This window comes from Embleya sp. L77, from assembly GCF_055557415.1.
On record NZ_CM145710.1, the window covers coordinates 301,689 to 325,983 of the forward strand.

Below are 24,295 nucleotides of genomic sequence, written 5' to 3' on the forward strand. Positions count from 1 at the left end.
TCAGTCGAGCCGGCGGGCGACCACGTGCAGGCGGTCCGAACTCGCGCTGTCCTCGGGTGGCGCGCCCTCGGTCCACGGCGGGTCCGTGCGCGGCCCCGGGCGGTCGTACAGGGCGAGCACCTCGAAGCCGGCGCCGGTGAGGAAGTGGCGCAGTTCCTGGGGGAACAGCAGCCGCCACGCGGAGTACTGCGTGCGGGGCGGCGCGCCGTCGTCCGAGGTCCAGGTCCGGCGCCGGCGCAGCAGTTGCGCGGCGTGGTCGACCCACAGCGTGGTGTGCGAGGTGTGCGTGACGCCGTCGTGGACGACGGTGTGCACACTCGGTCCGGGTGTGTCCCGCGCGCCGGCCGCGCCGCGTAGGAAGTAGGCGCCGTTGCGCAGTTCGGCGATCAGCAGCCCGCCGGGGGCGAGATGCCTCCGGGATCGTTCCAGAAACGCGGTGAGGTCGGCGTTGTCGTGGCAGTACAGCAGGGCGCTGTCCAGGCAGACGACGGCGTCGAAGGTGCGGCCGAGGTCGAAGTCGCGCATGTCGGCGAGCCGATAGTCGGGTCCCGGGTGCCGGTCGCGGGCGTGCTCGAGCATCGCCGCCGAGGTGTCGATGCCGACCACCTCGCGTGCGGCGTGCCGGCACAACCAGGCCGCGTCGCGACCCGTACCGCAACCCACGTCCAGGACGCGTGGCCCGGCGCCGTGGCGGCGCAGCGTCTCCTCGGTCCAGCGGGCGGCGAGCCGGTCCGGATCGGGGAAGCGACGTTCGTAGAGTTCGGGCGTGTCGGTGAGGAGGTTGCGGGTGCTCATCGGAGCTCGCTCTCGGCCCGCGGACGGTGGACGGTTCGCGCCGCCGGGCGGGCGTCGTCGGCGGCGCCGATCGTGGGCGCGGCGGGCAGCGCTCCCCTGCGGTGCAACCAGCCGACCGCGAGGGCCGAACCCAACCCGAGCAGCGCGCAGCACACCCACGGCAGCCACGCCCGATCGGTACGCCCGCCGCTGTCCATCGCGAACCCGATCCCGGCGTTGCCCGCGGCGGCGGCGACGCCGGATGCCGCGTAGAACAGCCCGAAGCAGGTGCCGGTCAACCCCTCACGGCCGAACGCGGGTATCAGTTCCAGCACGAACGGTTGGGCGATCATCACCCCGACGTGCAGCACCAACGCGCCCGCGAGCAACGGCAGCAGGCGCAGTACGGCATCCGCGGTGCCGTCCGGGCCGGCGCCGCCCGCCACCAGGATCGGCGGTAGAAACCCCAGTCCCATCAAGGCCGTTCCGGCGGCGATCCAGTGGGCCCGGTCGCCGCGTGCCTGGAGGCGTCGGGTGATCCGTAGTTGCAGCAGCAGGTTGGCCGTCGTGCCGAGCAGGAAGAGCAGCCCCACCGCGCTCTCTTGACCGGTGGCATGCCGAACGCCGTCCGGGAGCAGCAGATAGAGCTGCGTCTCCAGGCCGTACATCCCGGCCATCGCGATCGAGAACGCCACGAACGAGCGATTGCCCACGACTTCGCGCCAGTCGGCGGCCACAGATCCCTCGGGAGCGGGTACCGGGCGAGCGGGCAGCACGGCGGCCTGGGCGAGGGTGAGCACGGCGAACAGTGCCGCCGCGGTGAGCGCGGCGGCGGTGAAGTTCACCAGGAGCAGCGCGCTGCCCAGCAGCGGGCCCAGCAGCGCGCCGGTCGTGGCGAACACGTTGAACAGGGCGAACGCCTCCGCCTTGCGGTCACCGGCCTCCTGCGCCAGGTAGGTGCGTACGGCGGGGTTGAACAGGGCGCCGGCGAGGCCGCTGAGCACGGCGGCCGCGATCAGTACGGGCAGCCCGTCCCCGAGCGCGAACAGCGCGAATCCCACGGTCCGCAGCGCGCATCCGGCGATGATCACCCCGCGTGCGCCGAGTCGGTCCGCCGCGGAGCCGCCGAGCACGAACAGGCCCTGCTGGCTGAGGTTGCGGATGCCGAGCACGATGCCGACCACGGCCGCCGACTGGCCCAGGTCGTCGGTGAGATGCGTCGCGAGGTAGGGGATCAGCAGGTAGAAGCCGGTGTTCACGCCGAGTTGATTGACCAGGAGCAGGCGCACCGCGAGCGGGAAGCTCGCCACCGCGCGCAGGGTCGTCATCGGACCACCGCCGTGGCCGCGGGCCGGACACCCAGGCCGGCGGCGTTCGGGTCGGCGCGCACGGTGCCGTCGAGGCCGCCGATCCCGGTCCACGGGTCGTGGGCCAGCAGCAGATGGCCGTCCAGGTCGAGCCGACCGGCCCGATCCAGGATCTGTACGGCGGGCGCGAGACTCAGCGAACTGCCGGTCAGGCAACCGAGCATGACCTCGGTGCCGCTGTCGCGCAGCACGTCGACCAGGCGCAACACGGCGCGCACGCCCCCGCATTCGGCAAGTTTGAGGTTGACCCCGGGCACCCTGCCGGCCAGGCGCAGCACGTCCTCGGTGCCCGCCGCGTCCTCGTCGGCGATCACCGGAATCGGCGCGTCTCGGGCGATTCGGGCAAGCAGGTCGGGGCGGCCCGGGGGGATGGGTTGTTCCACCGCCTCGACGCCCAGTGCGGCGAAGCGCGGCAGCAGGTCGCGGGTACGGGCCTCGGTCCAGGCGCCGTTGGGGTCGAGCAGCAACCGGGCGTGCGGCGCGGCGGCGTGCACGGCCGCGACCCGGTTCAGGTCGTCCGTCGGGTCGGGGGTGCCCGCCTTGATCTTCAGGACGGTGAAGCCGAGCGCCGCCAGCCGGGCCGCCTGGATCGCGGCGCGTTCGGGCTCGACGATGCCGATGGTGCGGGCGGTCGTGCCGCTGGGTGCGCGGGTGGCGCCGAGCAGCCGATGGACGGGGCGGTCGGCGCGTTTGCCGACGAGATCCGACAGGGCCGCGTCCACGGCGGCCAGGACACCGGCGGGCAGGCCGGGCGGTGCGGCGGCGTCCACGACCTCCCAGGCGCTCTCGGGGGCGGCGAAGCGCGCGAGCCAGGGGCGGACCGTCGTCTCCAGCGCCGTCGCGATGGAACTCGCCGACAGGCCCAGGCGGACGCTGGCGACCGCCTCGCCGAAGCCGTGCAGGCCGTCGTACTCGATCCGCACCCATACCGCGTCGCGGTTCGCCGTCACCGAGCGTGAGATGCGCAGCGGTTCGGCCAGTTGGAGGAGCGTGGTACGCCAGGTGAGCCTCATGTCGTTCCCTGTATCGCGGTCCGGGGCGCGAATGTCGGCGCCTGTGGGGTCGGTGGCACGGGTGTGCACGGAGCCGCTCGCGGATCCTCGACCCGGCGACAGCGGGCCCAGCCGCCGACCTCGACGGCCTGCGGGTGCAGGATCTCCACCGGGTGGGTGGGGACGGGAACGCGGTCCAGTCCGTGTGCACGGCAGAAGTCGTCGTCGTAGACGGTGCCGAGGTAGCGATGCGGCCCGTCGGGGAAGACGCCGGCCACGGTGGCGCCGCGCCGCACCCGGGCCGCCCAGGCGGCGACCAGGGCGACCGCTCCGGTGCTCCAGCCGCCGCTGACGAAGCTGCCTCGGGCCAGCCGGCGGCACGCATCCACCGCGGCGGCCGGGCCGACCCAGTGCACCTCGTCGAACGCGTCGTGGGCGACGTTGCGCGGGTGGATGCTGCTGCCCAGTCCGCGCATCAGCCGAGGGCGCGCGGGCTGGCCGAAGATGGTCGAGCCGACCGAGTCGACGCCGATCACGGTCAGCGCCGGCCAGCGCCGGCGCAGCGGCCCGATCAACCCGGCGCTGTGTCCGCCGGTTCCCACGCTGCACACCAGGACGTCCAAGTGGTCGAGTCGGTCGATCAGTTCGGCCGCCATTGCCGCGTAGCCGGAGGGGTTGTCGGGGTTGTTGTACTGGTCCGGCCAATAGGCGTCGGGGGTGCGGCGCAGGATCTCGCGCACCCGGGTGAGCCGGGCCGCCTGCCACCCGCCGGCCGCCGCGGGCCGGTCCACCACGTCCACGACCGCGCCGTACGCGTGCAGCAACTGCCGCATGGACGCTTCGAGTTCCTGGTCGCAGACGAGCAGTACCGGATGGCCCAGGGCCTGACCGGCGAAGGCGAGGCCGATGCCCAGGGTGCCCGAGGTCGACTCGACCACCGGGGCGCCCGGACGCAGTTCGCCGCGCCGGCGGGCGCCGCGCAACATCGACACGGCGGCGCGGGCTTTCATCCCGCCCGCGCTCAGGTATTCCAGCTTGGCCCAGAAGCCGGGTTGCGGGCAGGGCAGCGCGGTGCCGATCCGGACCAGGGGCGTGCGGCCGAGCAGCGCCAGCAGGTCCGGGTTCGCGGTGACCGTCGTGGCGGGGCGCGGGGCCGGAAAGGTGTTCACGAGGCGCCCTCGCGCCCGTACGCGGGCCCGGTGACCGCGGGCGAGCCCGTGCCGCGACTCGCGAAGGGCGACCCGGTGCCGAGGTCCGCGGCGGGAAGTCCGGTGTCCGGGCCGGCCGCATGGCGCTGCGCTCCGGGGTCGACGCCGCCGGGTGTGCCGGGCGCGGTGGCCGCGAGCGCGTCCCCGGGCATCGCGCCCGGTGCGACGTTCGAACCGCCGTAGCGGTGCACTACTCCGGGGCCGCCGTCCAGCCAGAAGAACGGGTACGGCTCGGCGCACACCGCGCTCACCCCGGCGCCGACGAACAGTGGCAGCACCGCGCTCCCGGTCTGGGCGAACATCACCAATGGCTTGCCGGTGCTCGCGGCGTGCGCGCGCAGCGGCTCGAACGTCCCGTTGCCCAGCGTCATCCCCGAGGCCAGGATCGCGTCGCAGCCCGCCAGTTCCCTCTCGGCGTCGCGGCGGATCGGCTCGCCCCACTCGGTCGTGCCGCCCTTGAGATCGCACGGCACGCACCGCACGCCGAGTGTGCGCAGCCGTTCCAGGAGCGAGTTGACCACGCCCACCACCAACACCGCGCGCAGCCGGTGCACGGGCAGCAGATCCACCACCGCACGGGCCCGGGCCCGCGATTTGTCCAGCGAGGTTCCGGCACGCAACGGGTACGGACGGGCGCCGTGTTCGGGGGTGTGCGGGCGGTGGCACATCAGGTAGGCGTCCAGCGCGGCGATTCGGATCGGCGCGAGCGGATGGGCCAGGAGTTCCGCGACGGTCGCGCCCACGCAGTCGTCGATCGTGTCGACGGGCAAAGTGCCGGGCTCGGCCGCGCAGGAGCCGACCGCCGCGCCCAGTCGCACGCCGAGCACGTCGTTGCGGTAGCCGCCGGCACGCTCGTCGTGCCGAACCGCCTGGATCGTACGGAACGCGCTGCTCACCCGTTCCCCGGCGGGATCGGGCCCGTATCGGCAGGCTCTCACCCGGTCGAGCAACTCGGCGAGTGAGCACACGGGTTCGGGCCGCGAACGCAGCGCGGTCATCGGGGCACCCCCGTCGGATTCGCGGAGTCCGCGAGCACGGGACTCGCGTCCACCGAACCCGAACCCGAACCCGGCCGCGCGGTGCGCGAGACCACGGAACTCGCGGGCACGCAACCCGAATCCGCGTAGCGCGGCCGCAGCCGGGAAAGCAGCCACTCGGCCGACTCCCGCGCGGCGGCGCCTTCGGTGTCGGCGGTCATCACGTGACCCAGGTACTCGTTGTTGCTGGTCGCGGCGCGCACCACGCGGCCCGGTGCGGCCAGGGACAGTTCGACCACGCCGGGCTGGTGTCGGACCGCGTCCGCGCCGTCGATGCCCACCAGCGTGGCCGCTCCGCCGGCGGGCAGGTCCCGCTCGTTCGGCAGCAGCAGGCCGATTGCCGCACTGCGCGTGCCGGTCGGTCGTTCGGTGAGGTCGGGGCGTCGGCCCAGGGCGACGTCCACGCACGCGGCGACCAGGTCGACGCCCGTTACGTGACGGACCAGTTCGGTGATCCGGTTGCCCGCCGGCCGCGGATTGACCTCCACCACGTGCGGACCGTTTGGAGTGAGCTTGATCTCGGTGTGCGCGACCACGTGATCCAGGCCGAGCGCCTCGACGGCGCGTACGGCGGTGTCCGCGGCCACCCGGGTGGAAGCCGGGTCCAGGGCGGCCGGAAACATGTGCCCGGTCTCGACGAACCAGGGCGCGCCGCCGAGGCTCTTGTCGGTGACCCCGACCACGCGGGTGTGTCCGTCGAAGGTGACCGTCTCGACGCTGACCTCGGGACCGGTGAGGAACTCCTCGACCAACACCACGGGGACTCGTTCCTGGCCGCGCGCGTTGACCGGGAAGTCGACCAACGCCCGGTGGGCGCGTGCCGCCTCGGCGTCGTCGTGCACCTTGCACACCAGCATTCCGGCACACAGGTCCACCGGCTTGACCACTACCGGGTAGCCGATCTCCCGCGCGGCGAGTCGGGTCTGCCCGAGGTCTCGACACAGCGCGAAGCGCGGACCGGGAACGCCTGCGGCGGCCAGTCGCACCCGGGTCAGATCCTTGCGGCAGGCCGCCTCGACCGCGTCCGGCGCGGGCGCCGGCAGGCCCAGTCGGGCGGCGATCCGGGCCGTGACGGGCAGGTAGTAGTCGCACGCCGACAACACCGCGTCGAAGCCCAACACGTCGTGCAATCGGGCGACCAGGGAAGGTAGTTGCATCGCGTCGTTGGTCTCCGCGGTGACGATGTTCCGCGCGGCCAACAGCGGATGCGGCTCGCCGCCGGCGGCGGAGCGCAGGTAGTGGTGCAAGTCCCGGGTCACAAAGGTGAATTCGTGCCCGCCTTCATGGATCGCCCTGGGCAGCAACCCGCTCATCGCCCCGACCCAGCTCTCGACAACCAGCAGATGACCCACCGAACTCCCTCTCCGACCGCGGCGACGGCTCTCGTACAGAGCCTCGACCCGTCGCACCGTATCGGTAATGGTTTTCATTATCAATATCGGCCTGATGGGCCTCGTTCCTGTCCACTCGCCGATTCCGCGGCTGGCGCCGTCCCGCGCGGGCGTCGGCGGTACCTTCGCCGAGGCGCCCGTCGGCCGCGGCTTCGTAGCCGGCCTGCGACGCGATCGCCGCCGCCAGGACCTGCGGCGGCGGCGTAGAGGTGAGGGCGATGTTCTTGCTGCCCTGGATGCCGGCGATTTTGGTGAGTTGGGCGCCACGGCCCGTTCCTCGCGCCGGCCCCGCCGCGCGCGAAACCGCGGGTCGGGAACGTGGTGATCGTGGACGACGCCGGCCCCGACACGCGACCGGGAGATCTCGGCGTCGCGGCGAAGCCCCGCGCCACGGCCTCCAGGGCGTGGCTCATCGCGTTCCGGGCGGCATCCGGATCGCCGTCCGCATAGTGCATGGCGATCCCGTACGCCTGCTCCGCCCGGTCGACCAGGTTCTCGAAGGCCCTGGTGCGAAGCGGATCCTCCGGAGTATGGCCCAGGGCAAGGCGCGCGGCCATCGCCGCAGCCCGCACCATCGCACCGGCGACCCTGCCCACTGTCGAACGCCGCTGCCGCTATTACACCGACATCGCCACCGCGTACGCCCACTGGGGACGCCGCGACCAAAGCCTGCACGCCTTCCTGAACGCCGAACGCTTCTCCCCCGAGGAAACCCACACCCGACCCGCCGTCCGCGCCCTCGTCTCGGGCCTCCTCGCATGGGAGTTCACCTCCCGAGATCCGTGACCCCGGACGGGCCCGGCGGCCAGGTCGGTGGTGTGGGCGTCGCGTCGGGCGTCACTCATGGCAGCACCCCCGCCTCGTTGACGTCAAGTGCTTGAAACACGGCAGTTCCAAACAACTTCGAGCACGGTCCTTCCACCAGTGCGCACTTCCGAGCCCGCGAAACGGTGCGGCCGGCGTGAAACCCCAGGCCAGGACCGCAGGCTCGGTTTCCGGTCGCGCAGACGAAACGCGCACCCTCTTGACAGAGGTCGGCAGGAGCCCAATCATTCGGGACAGATTAAATAAAGCCACTTAAGCAAAGTTGCCTCCGGGCTACTTGCGGCGGAGGGGGTGCGTTGAGATGGGTCGCCCTGCTCACAAAGCGAAGCGCTTGAATCGTCCCACCACAGCGTCGCCGCACGCCTCGTCGCGACCACGGTTCGTCGAGCACCCCAAGGCCCACACGAGGGACAGCCACGATCCGGTGCCGAGGGCACTCGACGCCCGGGAGGCGGCACGGGTGCTCGGCGGCCTGGGCGTCGTGTGGACCGAGCACACGCACTCGCCACACACCATCGACTACTACGCCTTGCTGCGGCTCGGCGCGACAGCCGACACGGCCGAAGCGCCCTGACCCGAGTGCCTCGGCGAGCGTGAGGCTTCTGGGAGTTCCGCCACCGCCTTCGCCCCCTGCGCCGACCGAACGTCGGAGTCGGGGTCGGCCGCGACAGCGACATGCTGCCTTGGCAGGCGCGCCCCGGGGTCCAAGGACGGACCTCGAACCGAAACGAGTGGGCGGCCTTCATCGGTCTCGTCGCCTACTTCGAAGACCTGAGCGTGTCCGGTCGGACGGACACGCTCAGCGCAGTACCCATCCCGCAGCCACACTGGAGGACACTGTGCGACGAAGAATAGCCCCGGCCGCTCGGACCGGGTTGGCCGCCTGCACGGCTCTCGCCTTGGCAGCCGGCGTCACCGCCGCCCTCGCGCCCGCGGCTACGGCCGCGGCCGTAGCCGCGGGCGGACCCGGCACCATCACCATCGGTGGAAAGTGCCTCGATGACGCCGACTTCGACTCGAACAACGGCGCCGTCGTCCAGATCTACGCTTGCAACGGCAGCGCGGCCCAGACCTGGACCTGGCAGGACGACGGGCACGTCACCATCACCGTGAACGCCCGGACCAAGTGCCTGGACGTCACCGATGGTTCGAACGCCACCGGCGCACTCGTCCAGCTCTACGACTGCGGCGGCTTCGCCCAGCAGAAGTTCAAGTACCTGCCGGACGGCACGATCTACAGTGCCAAGTCCGGCAAATGCCTTGCGGTACGAGGCGGTTCGGTCGTCAACAACGCCCGGGTCGAGCTGGCGTCCTGTGATCCGGCGCAGGCGACGCAGAAATGGCAGGCCGCCTCGGCGGCGCCGGCCAAGTATCTGTTGACCGCCGGCGCCGACGTACCGTTCGACAACGGCAGCGACACACCGCGATCCGTCTACACCGACTCCAACGGCAAGTTCTATGCACAGGACGCGCTCGCGCTGTACGAGAGCGACGCGCCCCGACGGTGGGACTTCTACTCCGGCACGAACTTCGACACGGCCACCAAGGACCCCATCAGCAGTGCGGCCAATCCCGCCGATCCGGCCGACCGCAACGACGACACCACCAAGCGTTGCAACAACAGCCCGACGGGCACCAAAGCCACCTACGCGCCCGGCAGCAGCCATTCGCAGCGCAACTTCTGCGACCTGGTCGGCGTGTGGGTCGACCCCGACACCGGCTGGTGGTACGGCCTGGTGCACAACGAGTTCACGCCGCGGCCCTTCGGCGACGGCCTGCACTACGACTCGATCGACTACACCGTGTCCAAGGACAAGGGCAAGACGTGGAACATCACCGGCGAGGTGATCACGTCCCCGTTCAGCACCAAGCGCGGTGACAGCGACGCGTTCCCCAACGACACCTACTACTACGGCGACGGCGACCCGAGACTGTACGTCGACTACCCCTCCGGTTACTTCTACGTGTCCTATGCCAGCCGTGCACTGAACAAGACCGGCCAGGCGATCTGGCTCCAGCACGTCGCGCGGGCTCCGATCGCCCAGAAGATGGCCCCCTCTTCGTGGAAGAAGTGGTACAACGGCGCCTGGTCGACCCCCGGGACCGGCGGGGCGGAGAGCAACGTCATCCCGTCCGAGGGCGTCGGAACCGGCTACACCGCTCCCGGTGAGGACTACTCCCCCACCACCAAGGGAACGGTGCAGACCCAGGTCGCCAACGGCACCATGCCAGACCACTCGCAGCTGGCCGTCATGAACATCACCTGGAACGCCTACCTGGGCAAGTACATCGGCACCCCGCAGAACAACATCGCCCAGAACACCCGCACCCGCACCCCGCTGAAGTTCTACGCCACCGACGACCTCGCCACCCAGAAGTGGACCGACATCGGCTGGCTGCCGGAGATTCCGAACGCCGCGTGGTACCGCTGGATGCTCGACCCGGCGAACAAGACCAGCACCACGATCGTCGGCAAGACGTTCCGCTCCTACTGCCTGATCGACTGCCCCAACGCCGGGTCCGAGATCACCATCACCCCGCGGTCCTCCGCCGACCTGCCCACACCCCCGGTCAACGCGACCAGCGCCTACCGAATCGCCGCCGGGAACGGCCGCTACCTCACCCAGAACAGCTCCCGCCTGGGCACGTCCCCGGCGGGCAACGCCCCCGCCCAGCAGTGGAAGTTCAAGCCCACCGGCGACGGCTTCTACAGCATCACCAACGCCTCCTCCGGGCAGGCACTGGGCGTCGGCGGCGGCGACGCGGGACGCGCCTGGGGAGCGACGGTCACCATCGCCGCACCCGGGGCCACCCCGGCCGTCGGCCAACAGTGGGCCATCCAGGAGATCACCCAAGCCCCCGCCGGCGGGGGACCCTCGGCGCCCACGGGGTCCTACCGCCTGGTCAACCGCTACAGCGGCCTGGCCCTGAGCCTGACCGACCAGGGGACCCAGTCCGTCCTCACCTCCCCGCAGCGCAACTGGGACAACGGCGGCAGCGCCGGCGACACCCGCCCGGTCGCCGCGCAGAGCCTCAAGTTCACCCCCGTGAACGGAGGTTCCATCGGCACCGTGACCGTGACGAACCCGGGCGACAGGACCGGTGCGGCGGGCAGCACCATCACCCCGATCCAGATCGCGGCCACCAGCTCCACCGGCGCGGCCCTCACCTACACGGCCTCCGGACTGCCCGCCGGCCTGTCGGTCAACGCCGGCACGGGACGGATCACCGGCACCCCGGTCAGCGTCGGAGCCGGAAGCGTCACCATCGCGGTCACCGACACCACCGGAGCCACAGGCTTCATCACCTTCCAGTGGACCGTCACCGGAACCGACATCGCCCGAGGACGCCCCACCACGGCGTCCTCCGTGGAAGCCGCCGGCCTCGAGGCCGGTCGCGCCACCGATGGCAACCCCTCCACCCGCTGGGCGAGCACCTACTCCGACCCGCAGTGGATCCGCGTCGATCTCGGCAGCACACGATCCATCATGCAGGTCAAGCTCGACTGGGAAGCCGCCGGCAAGGCGTACCGGATCCAGACCTCGGACGACGGCACCACCTGGACGAACGTCCGCGCCACCACCAACGGCGCCGGCGGCACCGAGGACCTGATCAACCTCAACGCGTCCGGACGCTACCTACGCGTGTACGGAACCGAGCGTGGCAGCACGTTCGGCTACTCGCTGTGGTCGCTCGAGGTCTACGACTTCTAGGCCGAAGCCTTTACCCGGCGGCCCGGGTGCCACGCAAACACCCGGGCCGCCGTCCCCGCTGTTCGCCGTCTTCGTCCACCTCGACGACGTCGACCACAACCACGGAGCGGGATGGGAGGGGTCGTACATCGCGACCGATCCGTCGCGCCACGAAGAGCCCCAGGCGCGTCACGCGCGTTCGCCCCATGGTGATTTCGCGATGCCCGACCCACTCCCGGGAAGAAAGGGGACGCCGACCCTTGACAGCGCACGCTCACTACGCCAATCATTCCGGCAGATTAAGTAAAGGCTACTAAGAAAAACTTCCGCGTCGCGGACGAACGAGTTGGGGATCTCGGTGACTGACCATGCTCCATTGGTGACGCGTCCCGGGCGGACGACGTCCACGTCGGCTCGGCCTCGATCCCGTGAGCGAACGAAGGCCCAGACCCAGGACAACCGGATCCACAACCGGTCCCTCGTCCTGTCGATCCTCTACCACGAGGGTGCCAAGAGCCGCGCGGAGCTGGTACGGGCCTCCGGGTTGACCGCGCCGACCGTGTCCGTGCTCGTCGCCGAACTCGAAGCCGACGCACTGGTGGCCGACATCGGGCACCGACCCGACGTCGACCGAGGTCGCGGCAAGCCGTCGACGCTGGTCGAGATCCAGGACGACGCGGTCACCCTCGTGGTCCTGGACCTGTCCCACGCCGACCGTTTCCGGGGCGCCCTGACCAATCTGCGGGGCGAGGTGGTCGAGCGGGCACACGTGCCCATCGCAGGCGCCGTGGGCGCCGCGGCCCAGGAGCTCGTCGTCGCCCTCACCGCCGACCTGATCGAGCGCGCCCCCAACCGGGTCCTGGGGATCGGGATCGCCTCCCCCGGCATCATCGACAACGCCGGCGTCATCCGACTCGCGGCCCATCTGCAATGGACCGACTGGCCCGTGGTCGATGCACTCACCGAGCGCTTCGGGCTGCCCACCTACGTCGGCAACGACGTCAACCTGGCCGCCCTCGCGGTCCTGCACTTCGGCAAAACCACGGCACGGAACCTGATGGTGGTCGCGATCGAACACGGCGTCGGCGCCGGTCTGGTCGTCGGCGGCCGGCTCGTCGAGGGCGAGCAGTTCGTCGCCGGCGAGATCGGCCACATCACCGTGGACGAGAACGGCGCCCAGTGCGTGTGCGGTCGACGAGGTTGCCTCGACCCCCTGATCGACGCGGGACACCTGCGCAGGCGGCTCGCCGCCGCACCGGTGGAGCGGCACCCCGCCCTGCTCGCCGAAGCGGGCCGTGCGCTCGGCATCGTGATCGCACCCATCGCAAGCGCGTTGAACCTCAACGAGGTCGTCCTCACCGGTCCGGCCGACCTGATCGAAGGCCCGTTGATCACCGCCGCGATGGAAACCGCGCAGGCCCGCACCCTCTCGCCGATCAGTGCCGCGCTGCGGATCCGCAATCTCACGGAAGGCACCGAGCTGAACATGCTCGGCGCGGCGTGCCTGGTTCTCGCCGCGCAGCTGGGGGTGTTCTAGGCCGGACGGGCCCACCCCACGGTCACGCGCCACCAAACTCGCGCCAACGCAATTCCCCCGCAGACAGTCGACACTCACGCACACCCTTACTCGGCACGAAATGCCCGTGATGTAACACCTTCTCCCGCTCGCCTGCCGGCCTGTCTCCCTTGGCCGGTCTCATTCCTAGGAACCCCGATGAAGCACACCAGACAAGGCGCGGCCGTCGTCGCCCTGGCCACCGCCCTCACCCTCGGCGCCTGCTCGAACTCCGGCACCGAGCAGTCCGGCCCCAGTACGCCCCAAGCCGTGCCCACGGCCAAGGCGGAGGGCAAGACCCTCACCGTGTGGGTCATGGAGGGCGACTACTCCGACCCCACCCTCAAGGCCGTCAACACCGAGTTCACCAAGCAGACCGGCGCCAAGGTCGACGTCCAGGTACAGAGTTGGGAAGGCATCGGGACCAAGATCACCACCGCGCTGGCCACGTCGAGCCCGCCCGACGTACTCGATCTCGGCAACACGCAGGTCGCCGGCTTCGCCGCCAACGGCGGTCTCAAGGAACTGACTTCCTATGCCGCGGACCTTCGCCAAGGCCAGACTTGGCTGGCCGGTCTGACCGAGCCCGCCACCGTCGACGGCAAGCTGTACGCCGTCCCCGGATTCGCCGGGGCCCGCGCGGTGATCTACAACAAGGACATGTGGAAGCAGGCCGGCGTCACCAAGGCCCCGACCACGTACGACGAACTCACCGACGCGCTCGACAAGGTCAAGGCCGCGAACCCGGCCACCGACTTCTCACCCCTGTACTTCCCCGGGCAAAACTGGAGTGCGGGGATGCAGTTCGTCTGGGACGCCGGCGGCGAGATCGCCACCAAGAACGGCGCCAAGTGGACCGGCGGCCTCTCCTCGCCCCAGGCGCAGGCGGGACTCGCCGACTTCAAGAGCTTCCAGAACCGGTTCTCGGCGCCCGCGTCGCGCACCGTCGATCCGCTGAGCCCCGACCAGGTCCAGATCTTCGCCGACGGCAAGGCGTCGGCCATCATCGCCACATCGGGCTTCGTCGGCCGGATCAAGCAGGCCAACCCCAAGCTCACCGACGACTCGCTCGGCACCTTCCCGCTGCCCGGCAAGACGGGCAAGGCCCAGCCCGTCATGCTGGGCGGCTCCGACTGGGGCATAGCCGCACGCAGCGGCAACGCCGAACTCGCGCTGCAATGGACCAAGATCGCCGCGAGCCCGCAGATCCAGAACGAGTGGATCGTCGGCCACGAGGGCTTCATCCCCAACAGCACCGAGGGCATCGAGGCGGCGAAACCCAAACTCACCGAGACCCAGAAGGGCTTCTTCGACGCGGCCCTGATCTCCAAGGCGACCCCGGCGGGCGCCAACTGGGCCCGGATCGAGGGGAACAAGGACATCCACAACCTCTTCTCCGCCGTCGCCTCCGGAACCAAAAACCCCAAGGACGCCGGAAGTTCGTTCGACGGCACGGTCGGCAAGACGCTCAACGGCGCGCCGTAGCGGTCGCCGTGTGCCCCGGGTTCGCCCGAGGCACACGGGACTTCCCATGTCCACGTTCCGAGCCGACAAGAGAAGAACATGACATCCCTCGCCACGGCACCGGCGCGCCGAACCAGCAACCCTCCCCCGCCCCCTCGACCGGTACGGCGCAACCGCCGAGCGTTCTCCGCGTGGTTGCTGCTCACGCCCGCCGGGCTGGTGATGCTCGCGGTCACCATCGCGCCCATCGCGTTCCTGATCTACACCTCCTTCACCGACTACAACCAGCGTTCGCTGTTCACCGGCGGCTACAACGCCGTGGGCGCCCGCCATTACACGACGCTGCTGTCGGACGGCCGCTTCTGGTCGGCTCTGATGCGTACCGCGTGGTTCACCGCCGCCATGGTCGTCGGCAGCGTCGTCGTCGGCGTGGGAGTCGCCCAGTTGATGACTCGGCTGGCCGGCCCGATGCGCACGTTCTTGACGATCGTGCTGGTGTGCGCGTGGGCCATGCCCACGGTCGCGTCCTCGCTCGTGTGGAAGTGGCTCTTTCAACCCGGGTACGGGGTCGTCAACTGGCTGCTGACGCAAACGCACCTGTTCGGTGACATGACGAACACCGACTGGGCCAACGAGCCGTTCCTCGCCTACCTCTCGATCTGGCTGCTGATCGTGTGGCAGGCCGTACCGTTCATCGCCCTCACTCTGTACGCGGCGCTGACCCAACTGCCCACCGAGCCGGCGGAGGCCGCGCGCCTGGACGGGGCGGGGGAATGGCGCTTGTGGTGGTCGGTCACCCTGCCGTTCCTGCGTCCCACCCTCATGTTGGTCACGCTGATGTCGGTGATCTGGGACTTCAACGTCTTCAACCAGATCTGGCTCGTCTCGGCGGGCGGACCGGACGAGGCGACCGCGACGCTCGGCGTCTTCGCCTACAAGACCGCGTTCGTCGGCTTCGAAGTCGGCCACGGCGCCGCCCTGTCCGTGGTCACGACCGTCATCCTCGTCGCGATCACCTCGCTCTACGTCCGCAACCTGCTGCGTTCCGGGGAGGACCTGTGAAAACCCCAGGGCGTGCCCGCCGCCGTCGCATAGGCGCCCGGCGGCAGGGCGGATGGGTCGCCAACACGCTGGCGACCGCGTTCTGCGTACTGTGGCTGTTCCCGATCTACTGGATGATCAACACCGCGTTCAAGCCGCGTTCGGAGGCGATGACGGCGACGCCGTTGTTCGTGCCGGAGTCCCCGACACTGGGGAACTTCGACGTCGCGATCAACGACACCTCGTTCCTCACCAACCTGGCGAACAGCCTGATCGTGGTGGGCGGCACCGTGGTCCTGGCGATTCTCCTGGGCATCTTCGCCGCCGCCGCGTTGTCCCGCTTCCGCTTCCGGGGGCGGCGCGTCGTGATGGTGACCATCCTGATCATCCAGATGCTCCCGGCGACGGCCCTGCTCATTCCGATGTTTCTGGTGTTCAACCGCATGGGTTTGTTGGGCACGTACGTCGGGCTGATCCTGGCCTACGTCGGCACCGTTTTGCCGTTCTCCATCTGGGTGATGCGCGGTTTCTTCGTGGCGATCCCCGCCGAGGTCGAAGAGGCCGCACGCGTGGACGGCGCGTCGACGTGGCAGGTGCTGACCAGGATCCTGTTCCCGTTGGTCGCGCCCGGCATCGTCGCCTCCGGCATCTTCGCGTTCATCGCGGCATGGAACGACTATCTGATCGCGTACACGTTCATGAAGGACCGGGACCAGTACACCCTGCCGGTGTGGTTGGCCTCCTTCACCAACCCGACGACCGGTACCGACTTCGGCGGCCAGATGGCCGGTTCCGTGCTGTTCTCGCTGCCCGTCGTCGTCTTCTTCCTCTTCATCCAGCGCAAGCTCGTCTCGGGTGCCTCCGCCGGCGCCGTGAAAGGCTGATCAGCACATGCTCGTGCCCCGACCCGTTTCGTCGCGCCCACACGACGGCGAGTTCCTGTTCGACGAGGCCACGGCCATCGTCGCCTCGGATGATTGCGTCCCGACCGCCCATCGGCTCCAGGCCGCGCTGCGGCCCGCCACGGGGTTGCCCCTGCCCCTTGCCCGCCGCGGCGGGCGCGACATCACGCTCACCCTGGCGAAGGACTTGGCGCCGGAAGCGTTCCGACTGACCGTGCGGCCCGACGGTGTCCTGGTGGCGGGCGGGGACGCGGCCGGGTTGTCCCACGGCTGCCAGGCCCTCCTACAGCTCCTGCCGCCCGCCGTGCGCCGTCGCGCGCTGGCGACCGGGGAGCGCTGGGCGATACCGTGCCTGACCATCGAGGACGCGCCGCGTTTCGCGTGGCGGGGCGTCATGCTCGACGTGGTCCGACACTTCCTGCCCAAGCACGAACTGCTGCGTCTGATCGACCTGTTGGCGCTCCACCGCTTCAACACACTGCACCTGCACCTCACCGACGACCAGGGGTGGCGCGTCGAGATCCTGCGTCATCCGCGCCTGACCGACGTCGGGTGCTGGCGCCGCGAGTCGCAACTGGGCGCGCCGCAGGACGCGCCGGGAGACGGGCGGCCCCACGGCGGCTACTACACACAGGCCGACGTCCGCGAGATCGTCGCCTACGCGGGCGAGCGGCACATCACCGTCGTGCCCGAGATCGACATGCCCGGCCATTCCCGGGCCGCCATCGCGGCCTACCCCGAACTCGGCGTCACCGGCGAGCCGATCGAGGTCTTCACCCGGTGGGGCGTCAGTCGCGACATCCTCAACACCGAGGACAAGACGATTGCCTTCATGTGCGAGGTCCTGGACGAGATCGTGGACCTCTTCCCGGGCCGCTTCGTCGGCATCGGCGGCGACGAGTGCCCCAAGGACCAGTGGCGTGCGGACCCCCGTACACAGGAACTGATCCGCGAACGAGGCCTCGCGAACGAGAAGGAACTCCAGGCGTGGTTCATCGACCGCGTGGCCGCCCACCTGAACGCTCGCGGTCGGCGCGTCCTCGCCTGGGACGAGATCCTGGAGGGTTCCGTACCGCCCGGCACGATCATCGCTTCCTGGCGCGGCATGACCGGCGCCCGTACCGCCACCGCCCGCGGGCTGGACGTCGTCGCGTGTCCCGACGACCAGGTCTATCTCGACTACCGCCAGTCCGATTCGCCCGACGAGCCGATTCCCTTCGCCGTCCCCATCACACTGCGCGACGCCTACGCCTTCGACCCCGTACCCCAGGACCTGACACCGGACGAGGCCGCGCGCGTGCTGGGCGGCCAGGCCAACGTCTGGACCGAGCACATGGATTCCCCGCGCGCGGTCGACTACCACGTCTTTCCCCGGCTGTGCGCAATCGCCGAGGCACTGTGGAGCGGTGGGGGCGGCGACTTCGACGACTTCCGCGTCCGACTCGGCACCCACCTGCGCCACCTGGACGCGATCGGCGTCGAATACCGCCGCGACAGCGGACCACTGCCGTGGCAGTCCCGGCCCGGCGTCGCGGGCAAAACCGCGACCCGCGTCGAGTGGGCGGCATTCATCGACGGCCTGGTCGCCCACATCAAGACCTGAGCTCGCCCCCCGTCCAAGCACCCCGCGCGAAACCCGCCCCGTGGCGAACACAGGAGCAAACCGTGTAACGAGGAGCCAACCGGCCCCGGCGACGAGACCCGCGGCACTTCTGCAGAGGATGCGCCGCCCCTGCCCGCGACCGCGTCCCCGGGGACGACTTCCCTGCCCACAGGGGGCACGGGACCGGCGACGACGCCCCGGTCCCGGTCCGCCCGAACCTGAGCCCGTGTCGCCCGCACCTGCTCGAAATCCGCCCGCGCTCCCGCGCGAGCCAACTCGCGTGGGGTCTCGGCGGAGTCGACCCAGCACCCGCGAGGCAGTTGGGGGTGGCCGAGCGAAAGCTGGTGCCGGCGTGGCTGCGCGGCCTGGTCGTCGAAAGGAACCGGGTCGGTGGTGCTCCGCGTGCTCGCGCGCGACGCGCTCCGCGACGGCGACGGTCGAGGGCGCCGACGCCGACGACGTCGCCAACCGCCCCGCGCCGTCGGGAGAGTATCGATCGGGGATCTCGTCGAGTCGGTGTCGGTGGACTCCACGATCGTCCGCGCCCACCAACACGCTTCCGGGGCACGGAAAAAGGGCTGCGGACGGGGACGAACCGGGCGACGTGGAACGTGCGGCGGCGGCGGGCGCGGCGCCCGAGGCTGGTCGTGTGGGCCCTGGGCTTCGTCTTCCGCTCGGCCGGTGCCGGAGGCGGCCGCGGTCGCTGGTACCGCTGGTACCGCTGGTACCGCTGGTACCGCTGGTAAAAGCACAATCCCCGGCGATACCGCGACGCGCGAGGGGTGGTGTCCCACTCGATTCTCCGAGTCGGACACCACCCCTCGCGCGTCTCCTGCCCCCCGAGGCCGGTCGCACGGCACACGCCGACATCCGAGCCGCTCCCACTCGCGCCCCGTCGCCGGATCGGCGGCGTTCACGTCGCCGGCCGTCCTCGCGCAGGGGCGGTCGGGACGGGCTCGTGCACCGCGGAGGCGTCGGTCAGCGGATGACGTCGAAGACGTTCTTCTGCAGGCCGTTGGCGTACGCCTGGTGTTCGACCAGCTTCAGCTTCTGGGTGTCCTTGTCCGTGGTGCTGAACAGGCGCTTGCCCGCGCCGAGCAGGAGCGGGAACACGAGCAGGTGGTAGCGGTCGATCAGGCCGGCGTCCGACAGGGCATGGTTCAGTGCGGCGCTGCCGTGCACGATGATCGGTCCGCCGTCGGTCTCCTTGAGCGCGGCGACGTCCTCGAGCGAGCGCAGGATCGTGGTCTCGCCCCAGTTCGACACCAGGTCGCCCTCGGACAGGGTGGTGGAGACGACGTACTTCGGCATCACCTTGTAGTCGGCGAAGTCCTCCATGTCCGGCCACACCGCGCTGAACGCCTCGTAGCTGACCCGGCCCATCATCATCGCCGCGGCCTCCCGCTGCTCACGGCCCTTGATCTCGAACGCCTCGGGAAGGAAGTCGATGTCCTTGAAGGTCCATCCGGAGTTGCGGTAGCCGGGCTCGCCACCCGGCGCCTCCACGACGCCGTCGAGCGAGATGAAGGCGGTGCTGATCAATGTACGCATTTCGGGTTCCTCGGTGTCTCGTTGCCGATTCTCGGCGGGTTCGGTCGGGGCGCCCTCGTGCCGCGGCGCATCGGTCATGATCTTGGACTGGGCGTCCCGGGGAAATTCATCGGCCCCCGCCCAGCCACTTCGGGCACCCCGGCTGCGGGCGGGGCGGTAACGCTGCGACGCACGTCGACCAGGGGCGGCGCGGGCTTCGCACCCGGATCTGTCTCCGTGTGTCCGGTCCGCCGCCGTTCCCCACCGACAACCCGTCACGGCCAGGCATCACGACGGCGTCGACAGGGACGGGCAAGGGCACGGGGTCAGCGCGTTGTGCGCAGCATGGGGAACAGGGCGGCGCCCGCGGCCAGGTGGAGGACTCCCAGCATGATCCTGGTGTCGGTGGTGGCCTCTTCCAGGCCGATCGGCACGAAGGACAGCAGGAGGACGGCGCCGGCAAGTACGGCCCAGATCGTCCTGGCGGAACAGGTGAAGCGTTCCAGGACGGCCAGTGTGCCCCAGGCGAGCAGTCCCACGACCAGGGTGAACACGGCGATCTCCGGGGCGACGAACCCGTGGGCCTCGGTCTTGCCGGGGTCGGTGATCTCGAAATCGGTCCCCAGGGCGGCCGCGACCGTGAACAGGACGGTGTTCGCCAGGACCGCGAGGCCGACGCAGACGGCGCGCGTGCGTCGGGCGGACGTGTGGAGGGGGCGGGCGAGGACTGCGGTCATGACGGGACTCCTGCCGTTCGACTTCGGGGCCATCAGCTATTGTGGACAACGTCCACATGAGCGGGGCGATCGAATCCCGGTCACCCCGGTTCTCGATGAACGGATCCTGGCACATCGAAGTGGACACTGTCCACATGAGGAGGAGGCATGGCCTCGACACCGCCCGCACCCAAGACCGGCACCACCCGCACCCGAGGCACCTACCGACACGGCAACCTGCACCAGGCCCTGATCGACGCCGGCCTGGAACTGGCCCGTGAGAGCGGACCGGACGCGGTCGTCCTACGGGAGGCGACCCGGCGCGTCGGCGTGGTGCCCAACGCCGCCTACCGCCACTTCGCCGACCGGGGCGCCCTCCTGGCCGCCGTCTCCCAGGCCGCCATGGCCCGACTCGCGGTGACCATGGAGACCGAGATCGCCACCGCCACCGCCGCCCCGGCCGAAGACGACCCGGTCACCGCGGCCCGTGCCCGCTTCCGGGCCGTCGGCCACGGCTACCTCACGTTCGCCCGGACCGAACCCGGCCTGTTCCGCGCCGCGTTCACCACCCACGCCGACATGACACAAGCCGAGGACGAAACCGCCGCCGGACCCGCCGGACGAACCCCCTTCCAAATCCTCGGCGACGCGCTCGACGACCTCCTCGACGCCGGCCTCCTGGCGGAAGACCGCCGCCCCGGCGCCGAGTTCCTCGCCTGGTCCGCCGTCCACGGACTCGCCGTCCTCCTCGTCGACGGCCCCCTGCGCGGACTCACCCCCGCCCAGACCCGCACCTCCACCGACGACCTCCTCGACATGATCGAACACGGAATCGAACGACCCCCGGGCGCCGCCTGACGCGTGGCTTGGGGAACGTCGGCTCGTTGAATCGGCGGTGGGGGGCTCAAGGTCGACGGACAAACCCATGGACGAGCAGACATCATGCGCGTGGAGTCCCCGACCGCCTTCACCACGCGCCCCAGCCCAGCCCGTCAGAGCGGACGGCAGGTCGATACCGACCCCGTCTTCCGCGCGTGGTTCATGGCCGATGTCGACCGCATCGCGGCGAACGTCCTACCGGCCGCTCCACGCCTGGAGGCGGGTTTCGGAGGAGGACCGGCTCCGGCGGCGGCCTTGTCACCTCGGCTTGCGAAGCCTTGGCTGTCGTCTGCCTCGGGCCGTGTGCCGGGACCGAACCGCGCGCCGGCCGGGCGCGTCGGCGTCCTCGCTGTTCCCAGGCTGTGAGCAGGTCTTGGGGTTCGTAGGCGTAGTCGATGCCTTGGGTGGTGGTGCCGGAGCGGCTGGCGGCGATCAGGGGGGTGTCGGGGCCGGCTCCGGGGAGACGGTCGCGGTGGACGGTCAGTGCGGCCAGGTCGCGGTGGTCGAATGCCGCGCCCTCGAGCCATTTGATGGAGCCGACGGCGGTGACGTGTTCGGCGACGGGTGCGCGGTCGGCGGCGACGATGTCGATCTCGAGAATCGCGCCGGGGGCGGCCCGTTCGAGCCAGGCCGCGGGGATGCGGCGGACTCCGGCGGTCACGTGGATCCGGTCGAAGGGAGCCTTGGCGGGGTGGCGTGGGCGCCGTCGCCGGTGATCACGATGATGGCCGGGCCCGCTGCCGCGCAGGAATCGGACGGGTCACAGCGCCGTCGGGCAGATCGCTCAGGTAGCGGGCGACCCACTCCGCCGCGGCGACGAGCTAGTCGCGCAGCACCTTCGCGGGCACCGCGGGCGGCACCTCGTCCACTGGCGGGAAGTACGCGCCGCACTCGGCCGGGGGAGATCGCTCAGACGGTGGGACATGGCGGCGCGTACAGCCTTTCGTGATCGTATGGCCCAGGTCGGCACACCAGGGACCGTGACCGTAACGAGTGGCCCCGCCAACCGACACGGAACGTCCAAGAATTGCCCAACCCGCTGCTGCGCGGCCTGGCACCTCCGCAAGACCACCCGGGCACCAGACGGGTTGCCGGAGAACCAAGTCGCCGGTACATGAGCACCGCGACCGTGGGCATCACCGCCCTCCGACCGAGCGGCAGTCGTCACTCAAGATCACGATCCCACCTGGCCGTCCGTGGGTTCCCGCCGGCCGCTGACGGTCGTCGCCGTCAGCGCGGTGGTCCAACGGTCCTGTGGCCTGGGGAACGCCGACTACTGGTGGGTTGGGGTCGTGCGAACGGCGGGCGATGGCATCGGCGGTGGCGGTGGCGGTGATCGCTGCGGTGGGGGCCGGGGGGCGGCGAGCAGGAGGTCCAGGGCCGCGTTCTCCGCAGCACGCAGGCGCGCGGCGGGGGTGCGGCCGCGGCCGGGCGTTGCGGCGGTCAGGATGAGGCGGACCAGGCGCATCCAGCGACTCGCGTCGTCATCAGCCGCCGTTGCGGCGCAGCGTGTGCGGGGGGATGCCCACCGCGTCGAGAGTGAAGCTGTAACCCCTCGTGTAGAAGGACGTGAGCGCGTCCACGACCATCACCACGTCCACCCGTTTGATCAACTCCGCTTCGGCGGCGGTCCATTCGGCGCAGCCGTCGATGTCCGACTTGGCGCTCGCGCGCTCCACCAGTCGTCGGTACTCCGGGTTGTCGGTGCCGCCGTAGTTGAGGCCCTCCGGTGGCCTGGGGCCGGAGAAGAAGGTGACGTTCTGGTCGGGCAGGGCGACCGAGATGGGCGACCACGCGATGTCCCACTCGCCGGCGCCGAGGATCTGGCCCATCGTCGCCGAGGACATCGGCACCCGATTGACCTTGACCCCGAAGGTGTTCCACTGCTTGGCCGCGAGTTCGACGGCGGCCGAGACCTGGTTCCCGAGCGTGGTGGGGTAGGGCATCGTGACCGAAAGCCGTTTGCCGTTCCTGTCCCAGTGCCCGTCCGACTTCTTCCATCCCGCGGCGGTGAGCGCGGCCGCAGCCGCGGACGGGTCGTGCGGTGGGGTGTTGGCGGTCACGGGATCGCCCGGGCAGGTCTCGGGAGCCGCCATGCCCAGGGTCTTGGGTGCCTTCCCCTTGCCACCGGTGGCCACCGCGCCCAGTTGCCGAAGGTCGAGTGCGGCGGTCAGGGCCCAACGCACCTGGCGGTCGGCGGTGACCCGGCCCGGCAGTTCATTGAACAGCAGTTCGCCGAACACCTCGCGCGTGGTCTCGGTTTTGATGCCGGCGGCGGCCAGGCGCGCGCGTTCGGCGCCGTTGATCCGGGCGATGTCGACCTGCCCGCCCATGAGCAGGTTGGCCGCGGTCGATTCGTTGGGAATGATCTTGAAGACCACTTGCCGGGGCGCGCGATCCACGTTGGCGCCGTCCGGGCCCCACGTGTATCCGGGTCGTTTGGTGTAGGTGTAGTGATCGCCCGCGACGTATTCGGTGAGGCGGTACGGTCCGGTCCCGTTCGAGGAAGTGGCCAGTTTCTGCGGCGACTCGAGCGCTCCGGGGCAGACGATCGGCAGGTAGGCCACCATCCGCAGCATGAAGGGTACGGGCTTCGCGGCCTTCAGGCTCAGGGTGTTGGTCGCGTCGTCGGCGGTGGCCACGACGTCGAACGGCACCCCTTGGCCCAGTTGCGGCGACTGGTTGTCGACGTTGCCGATGTAGGCGTACTGCGCCGCGACGGCGGACGCGGTGAGTGTGGTGCCGTCGTCGCAACGCACGCCCGGCTTGAGGGTGAAGCTCGCGAAGTCGGAGCCGGCTGTCCACGACTGCGCGAGGCCGGGGACGATGCGGCCGTCGGGGCCGGAGTGCACGAGCGTGTCGTAGGCGAATCTGTTCATCATCAGCGCGTTGTTGGCCGTCGCGGTCAACGGGTTCACGTTGGCCGGGTCGGAGCCCAGCGCGATGGTGACGGTGTCGCCGTCCCCCGTGGCACCACTACCGCTGGTGTCGGCGCAGCCGGCGAGCAGGAGCGAGCCGATCGCCGCAGCCGTGACGACGAGGCGCGAATGGCGTCTCACTCCCCCGTTGCGTGCTCGGTACGGCCCTTCGGGCGCGACGGCCTCGCTCCCGGTCCCCCGAATCCGGCGCAACGCACGTGTCGTGTCGAACACGCCCACGGCGGCGGCGTCAGCGCGATCACACGCCCGGATCACGATGCTCGCACCGGGTTTGTCTGCCTTGTCGACCGATGCGGCAGGCCGGGTCTCGAGGTATCCGGACGTCGGCTCGGACGAGATCGGGCTCGGTCGATCCGGCTCGCCGGAATCCGATGTTGCGA

Annotated in this window: 19 protein-coding genes and 2 pseudogenes; 11 read left to right on the forward strand and 10 right to left on the reverse strand. The window is 70.4% G+C overall.

Annotated features, from left to right (window positions below):
* The 6 genes and pseudogenes from ACZOOI_RS31250 to ACZOOI_RS31275 form a co-directional block, all read right to left on the reverse strand.
* A complete protein-coding gene (locus tag ACZOOI_RS31250) occupies positions 1-795 on the reverse strand; it encodes a class I SAM-dependent methyltransferase (protein WP_465282913.1) in 795 nt (264 codons plus the stop codon).
* Complete coding sequence (locus tag ACZOOI_RS31255; protein ID WP_465282914.1) at positions 792-2,102, reverse strand: MFS transporter; 1,311 nt, start codon at positions 2,100-2,102, stop codon at positions 792-794. The genes ACZOOI_RS31250 and ACZOOI_RS31255 overlap by 4 nt, the downstream gene beginning before the upstream one ends.
* A complete protein-coding gene (locus ACZOOI_RS31260; protein ID WP_465282915.1) occupies positions 2,099-3,154 on the reverse strand; it encodes an enolase C-terminal domain-like protein in 1,056 nt (351 codons plus the stop codon). Before ACZOOI_RS31260 ends, ACZOOI_RS31255 begins: the two co-directional genes overlap by 4 nt.
* Positions 3,151-4,302: a PLP-dependent cysteine synthase family protein gene (locus tag ACZOOI_RS31265; protein WP_465282916.1), complete on the reverse strand. Its 1,152-nt coding sequence runs from the start codon at positions 4,300-4,302 to the stop codon at positions 3,151-3,153. Before ACZOOI_RS31265 ends, ACZOOI_RS31260 begins: the two co-directional genes overlap by 4 nt.
* 194 nt (positions 4,303-4,496) lie before the next feature.
* A pseudogene (locus tag ACZOOI_RS31270) lies at positions 4,497-5,339 on the reverse strand (Rossmann-like domain-containing protein); the annotation flags it as partial.
* A complete protein-coding gene (locus ACZOOI_RS31275; RefSeq protein WP_465282917.1) occupies positions 5,336-6,730 on the reverse strand; it encodes an ATP-grasp domain-containing protein in 1,395 nt (464 codons plus the stop codon). The pseudogene ACZOOI_RS31270 and the gene ACZOOI_RS31275, both read right to left, overlap by 4 nt.
* 67 nt (positions 6,731-6,797) lie before the next feature.
* On the opposite strand from ACZOOI_RS31275, the gene ACZOOI_RS31280 reads away from it, so the two are divergent.
* From ACZOOI_RS31280 to ACZOOI_RS31325, 10 genes and pseudogenes are all read left to right on the forward strand, one after another.
* Positions 6,798-7,094: a hypothetical protein gene (locus ACZOOI_RS31280; RefSeq protein ID WP_465282918.1), complete on the forward strand. Its 297-nt coding sequence runs from the start codon at positions 6,798-6,800 to the stop codon at positions 7,092-7,094.
* A gap of 128 nt (positions 7,095-7,222) precedes the next feature.
* Positions 7,223-7,555, forward strand: coding sequence for a hypothetical protein (locus ACZOOI_RS31285; protein ID WP_465282919.1), 333 nt, complete (start codon positions 7,223-7,225; stop codon positions 7,553-7,555).
* Positions 7,556-8,018: 463 nt separating this feature from the next.
* The gene (locus ACZOOI_RS31290; protein WP_465282920.1) at positions 8,019-8,168 is read left to right on the forward strand and encodes a hypothetical protein; all 150 of its coding nucleotides are present in this window, start codon (positions 8,019-8,021) and stop codon (positions 8,166-8,168) included.
* Between the two features lie 325 nt (positions 8,169-8,493).
* Entirely contained in the window at positions 8,494-11,307 is a 2,814-nt protein-coding gene (locus ACZOOI_RS31295) for an RICIN domain-containing protein (RefSeq protein ID WP_465282921.1), read from the forward strand.
* Positions 11,308-11,665: 358 nt separating this feature from the next.
* Entirely contained in the window at positions 11,666-12,823 is a 1,158-nt protein-coding gene (locus ACZOOI_RS31300; RefSeq protein ID WP_465282922.1) for an ROK family protein, read from the forward strand.
* Positions 12,824-13,000: 177 nt separating this feature from the next.
* Positions 13,001-14,326 carry a sugar ABC transporter substrate-binding protein gene (locus ACZOOI_RS31305; protein WP_465282923.1) on the forward strand — a complete coding sequence of 442 codons (1,326 nt, stop codon included), beginning with the start codon at positions 13,001-13,003 and terminating at the stop codon, positions 14,324-14,326.
* 78 nt (positions 14,327-14,404) lie between these two features.
* Entirely contained in the window at positions 14,405-15,367 is a 963-nt protein-coding gene (locus tag ACZOOI_RS31310; RefSeq protein WP_465282924.1) for a carbohydrate ABC transporter permease, read from the forward strand.
* Entirely contained in the window at positions 15,364-16,230 is an 867-nt protein-coding gene (locus ACZOOI_RS31315) for a carbohydrate ABC transporter permease (RefSeq protein WP_465282925.1), read from the forward strand. The genes ACZOOI_RS31310 and ACZOOI_RS31315 overlap by 4 nt, the downstream gene beginning before the upstream one ends.
* Before the next feature lie 7 nt (positions 16,231-16,237).
* A complete protein-coding gene (locus ACZOOI_RS31320; RefSeq protein WP_465282926.1) occupies positions 16,238-17,851 on the forward strand; it encodes a beta-N-acetylhexosaminidase in 1,614 nt (537 codons plus the stop codon).
* Positions 17,852-18,364: 513 nt separating this feature from the next.
* Positions 18,365-18,482: pseudogene (locus ACZOOI_RS31325) on the forward strand (IS5/IS1182 family transposase); the annotation flags it as partial.
* Positions 18,483-18,829: 347 nt separating this feature from the next.
* Here ACZOOI_RS31325 and ACZOOI_RS31330 read toward each other — a convergent pair.
* Both ACZOOI_RS31330 and ACZOOI_RS31335 read right to left on the reverse strand, forming a co-directional pair.
* On the reverse strand, positions 18,830-19,402 hold the full coding sequence (locus ACZOOI_RS31330; protein WP_465282927.1) for a dihydrofolate reductase family protein: 573 nt from the start codon (positions 19,400-19,402) through the stop codon (positions 18,830-18,832).
* 305 nt (positions 19,403-19,707) lie between these two features.
* Positions 19,708-20,118: a DUF6069 family protein gene (locus ACZOOI_RS31335; protein WP_465282928.1), complete on the reverse strand. Its 411-nt coding sequence runs from the start codon at positions 20,116-20,118 to the stop codon at positions 19,708-19,710.
* Between the two features lie 147 nt (positions 20,119-20,265).
* Between ACZOOI_RS31335 and ACZOOI_RS31340 the strand changes: the two genes are divergently transcribed.
* Positions 20,266-20,955 (forward strand): TetR/AcrR family transcriptional regulator, encoded by a 690-nt coding sequence (locus ACZOOI_RS31340; protein WP_465282929.1) that lies wholly within the window; start codon positions 20,266-20,268, stop codon positions 20,953-20,955.
* Between the two features lie 181 nt (positions 20,956-21,136).
* On the opposite strand, the gene ACZOOI_RS31345 is transcribed toward ACZOOI_RS31340, so the two are convergent.
* Positions 21,137-21,724, reverse strand: coding sequence for a hypothetical protein (locus ACZOOI_RS31345; protein WP_465284191.1), 588 nt, complete (start codon positions 21,722-21,724; stop codon positions 21,137-21,139).
* A 739-nt stretch (positions 21,725-22,463) separates the two neighbouring features.
* A complete protein-coding gene (locus ACZOOI_RS31350) occupies positions 22,464-24,035 on the reverse strand; it encodes an ABC transporter substrate-binding protein (RefSeq protein WP_465282930.1) in 1,572 nt (523 codons plus the stop codon).
* Positions 24,036-24,295 lie beyond the last annotated feature (260 nt).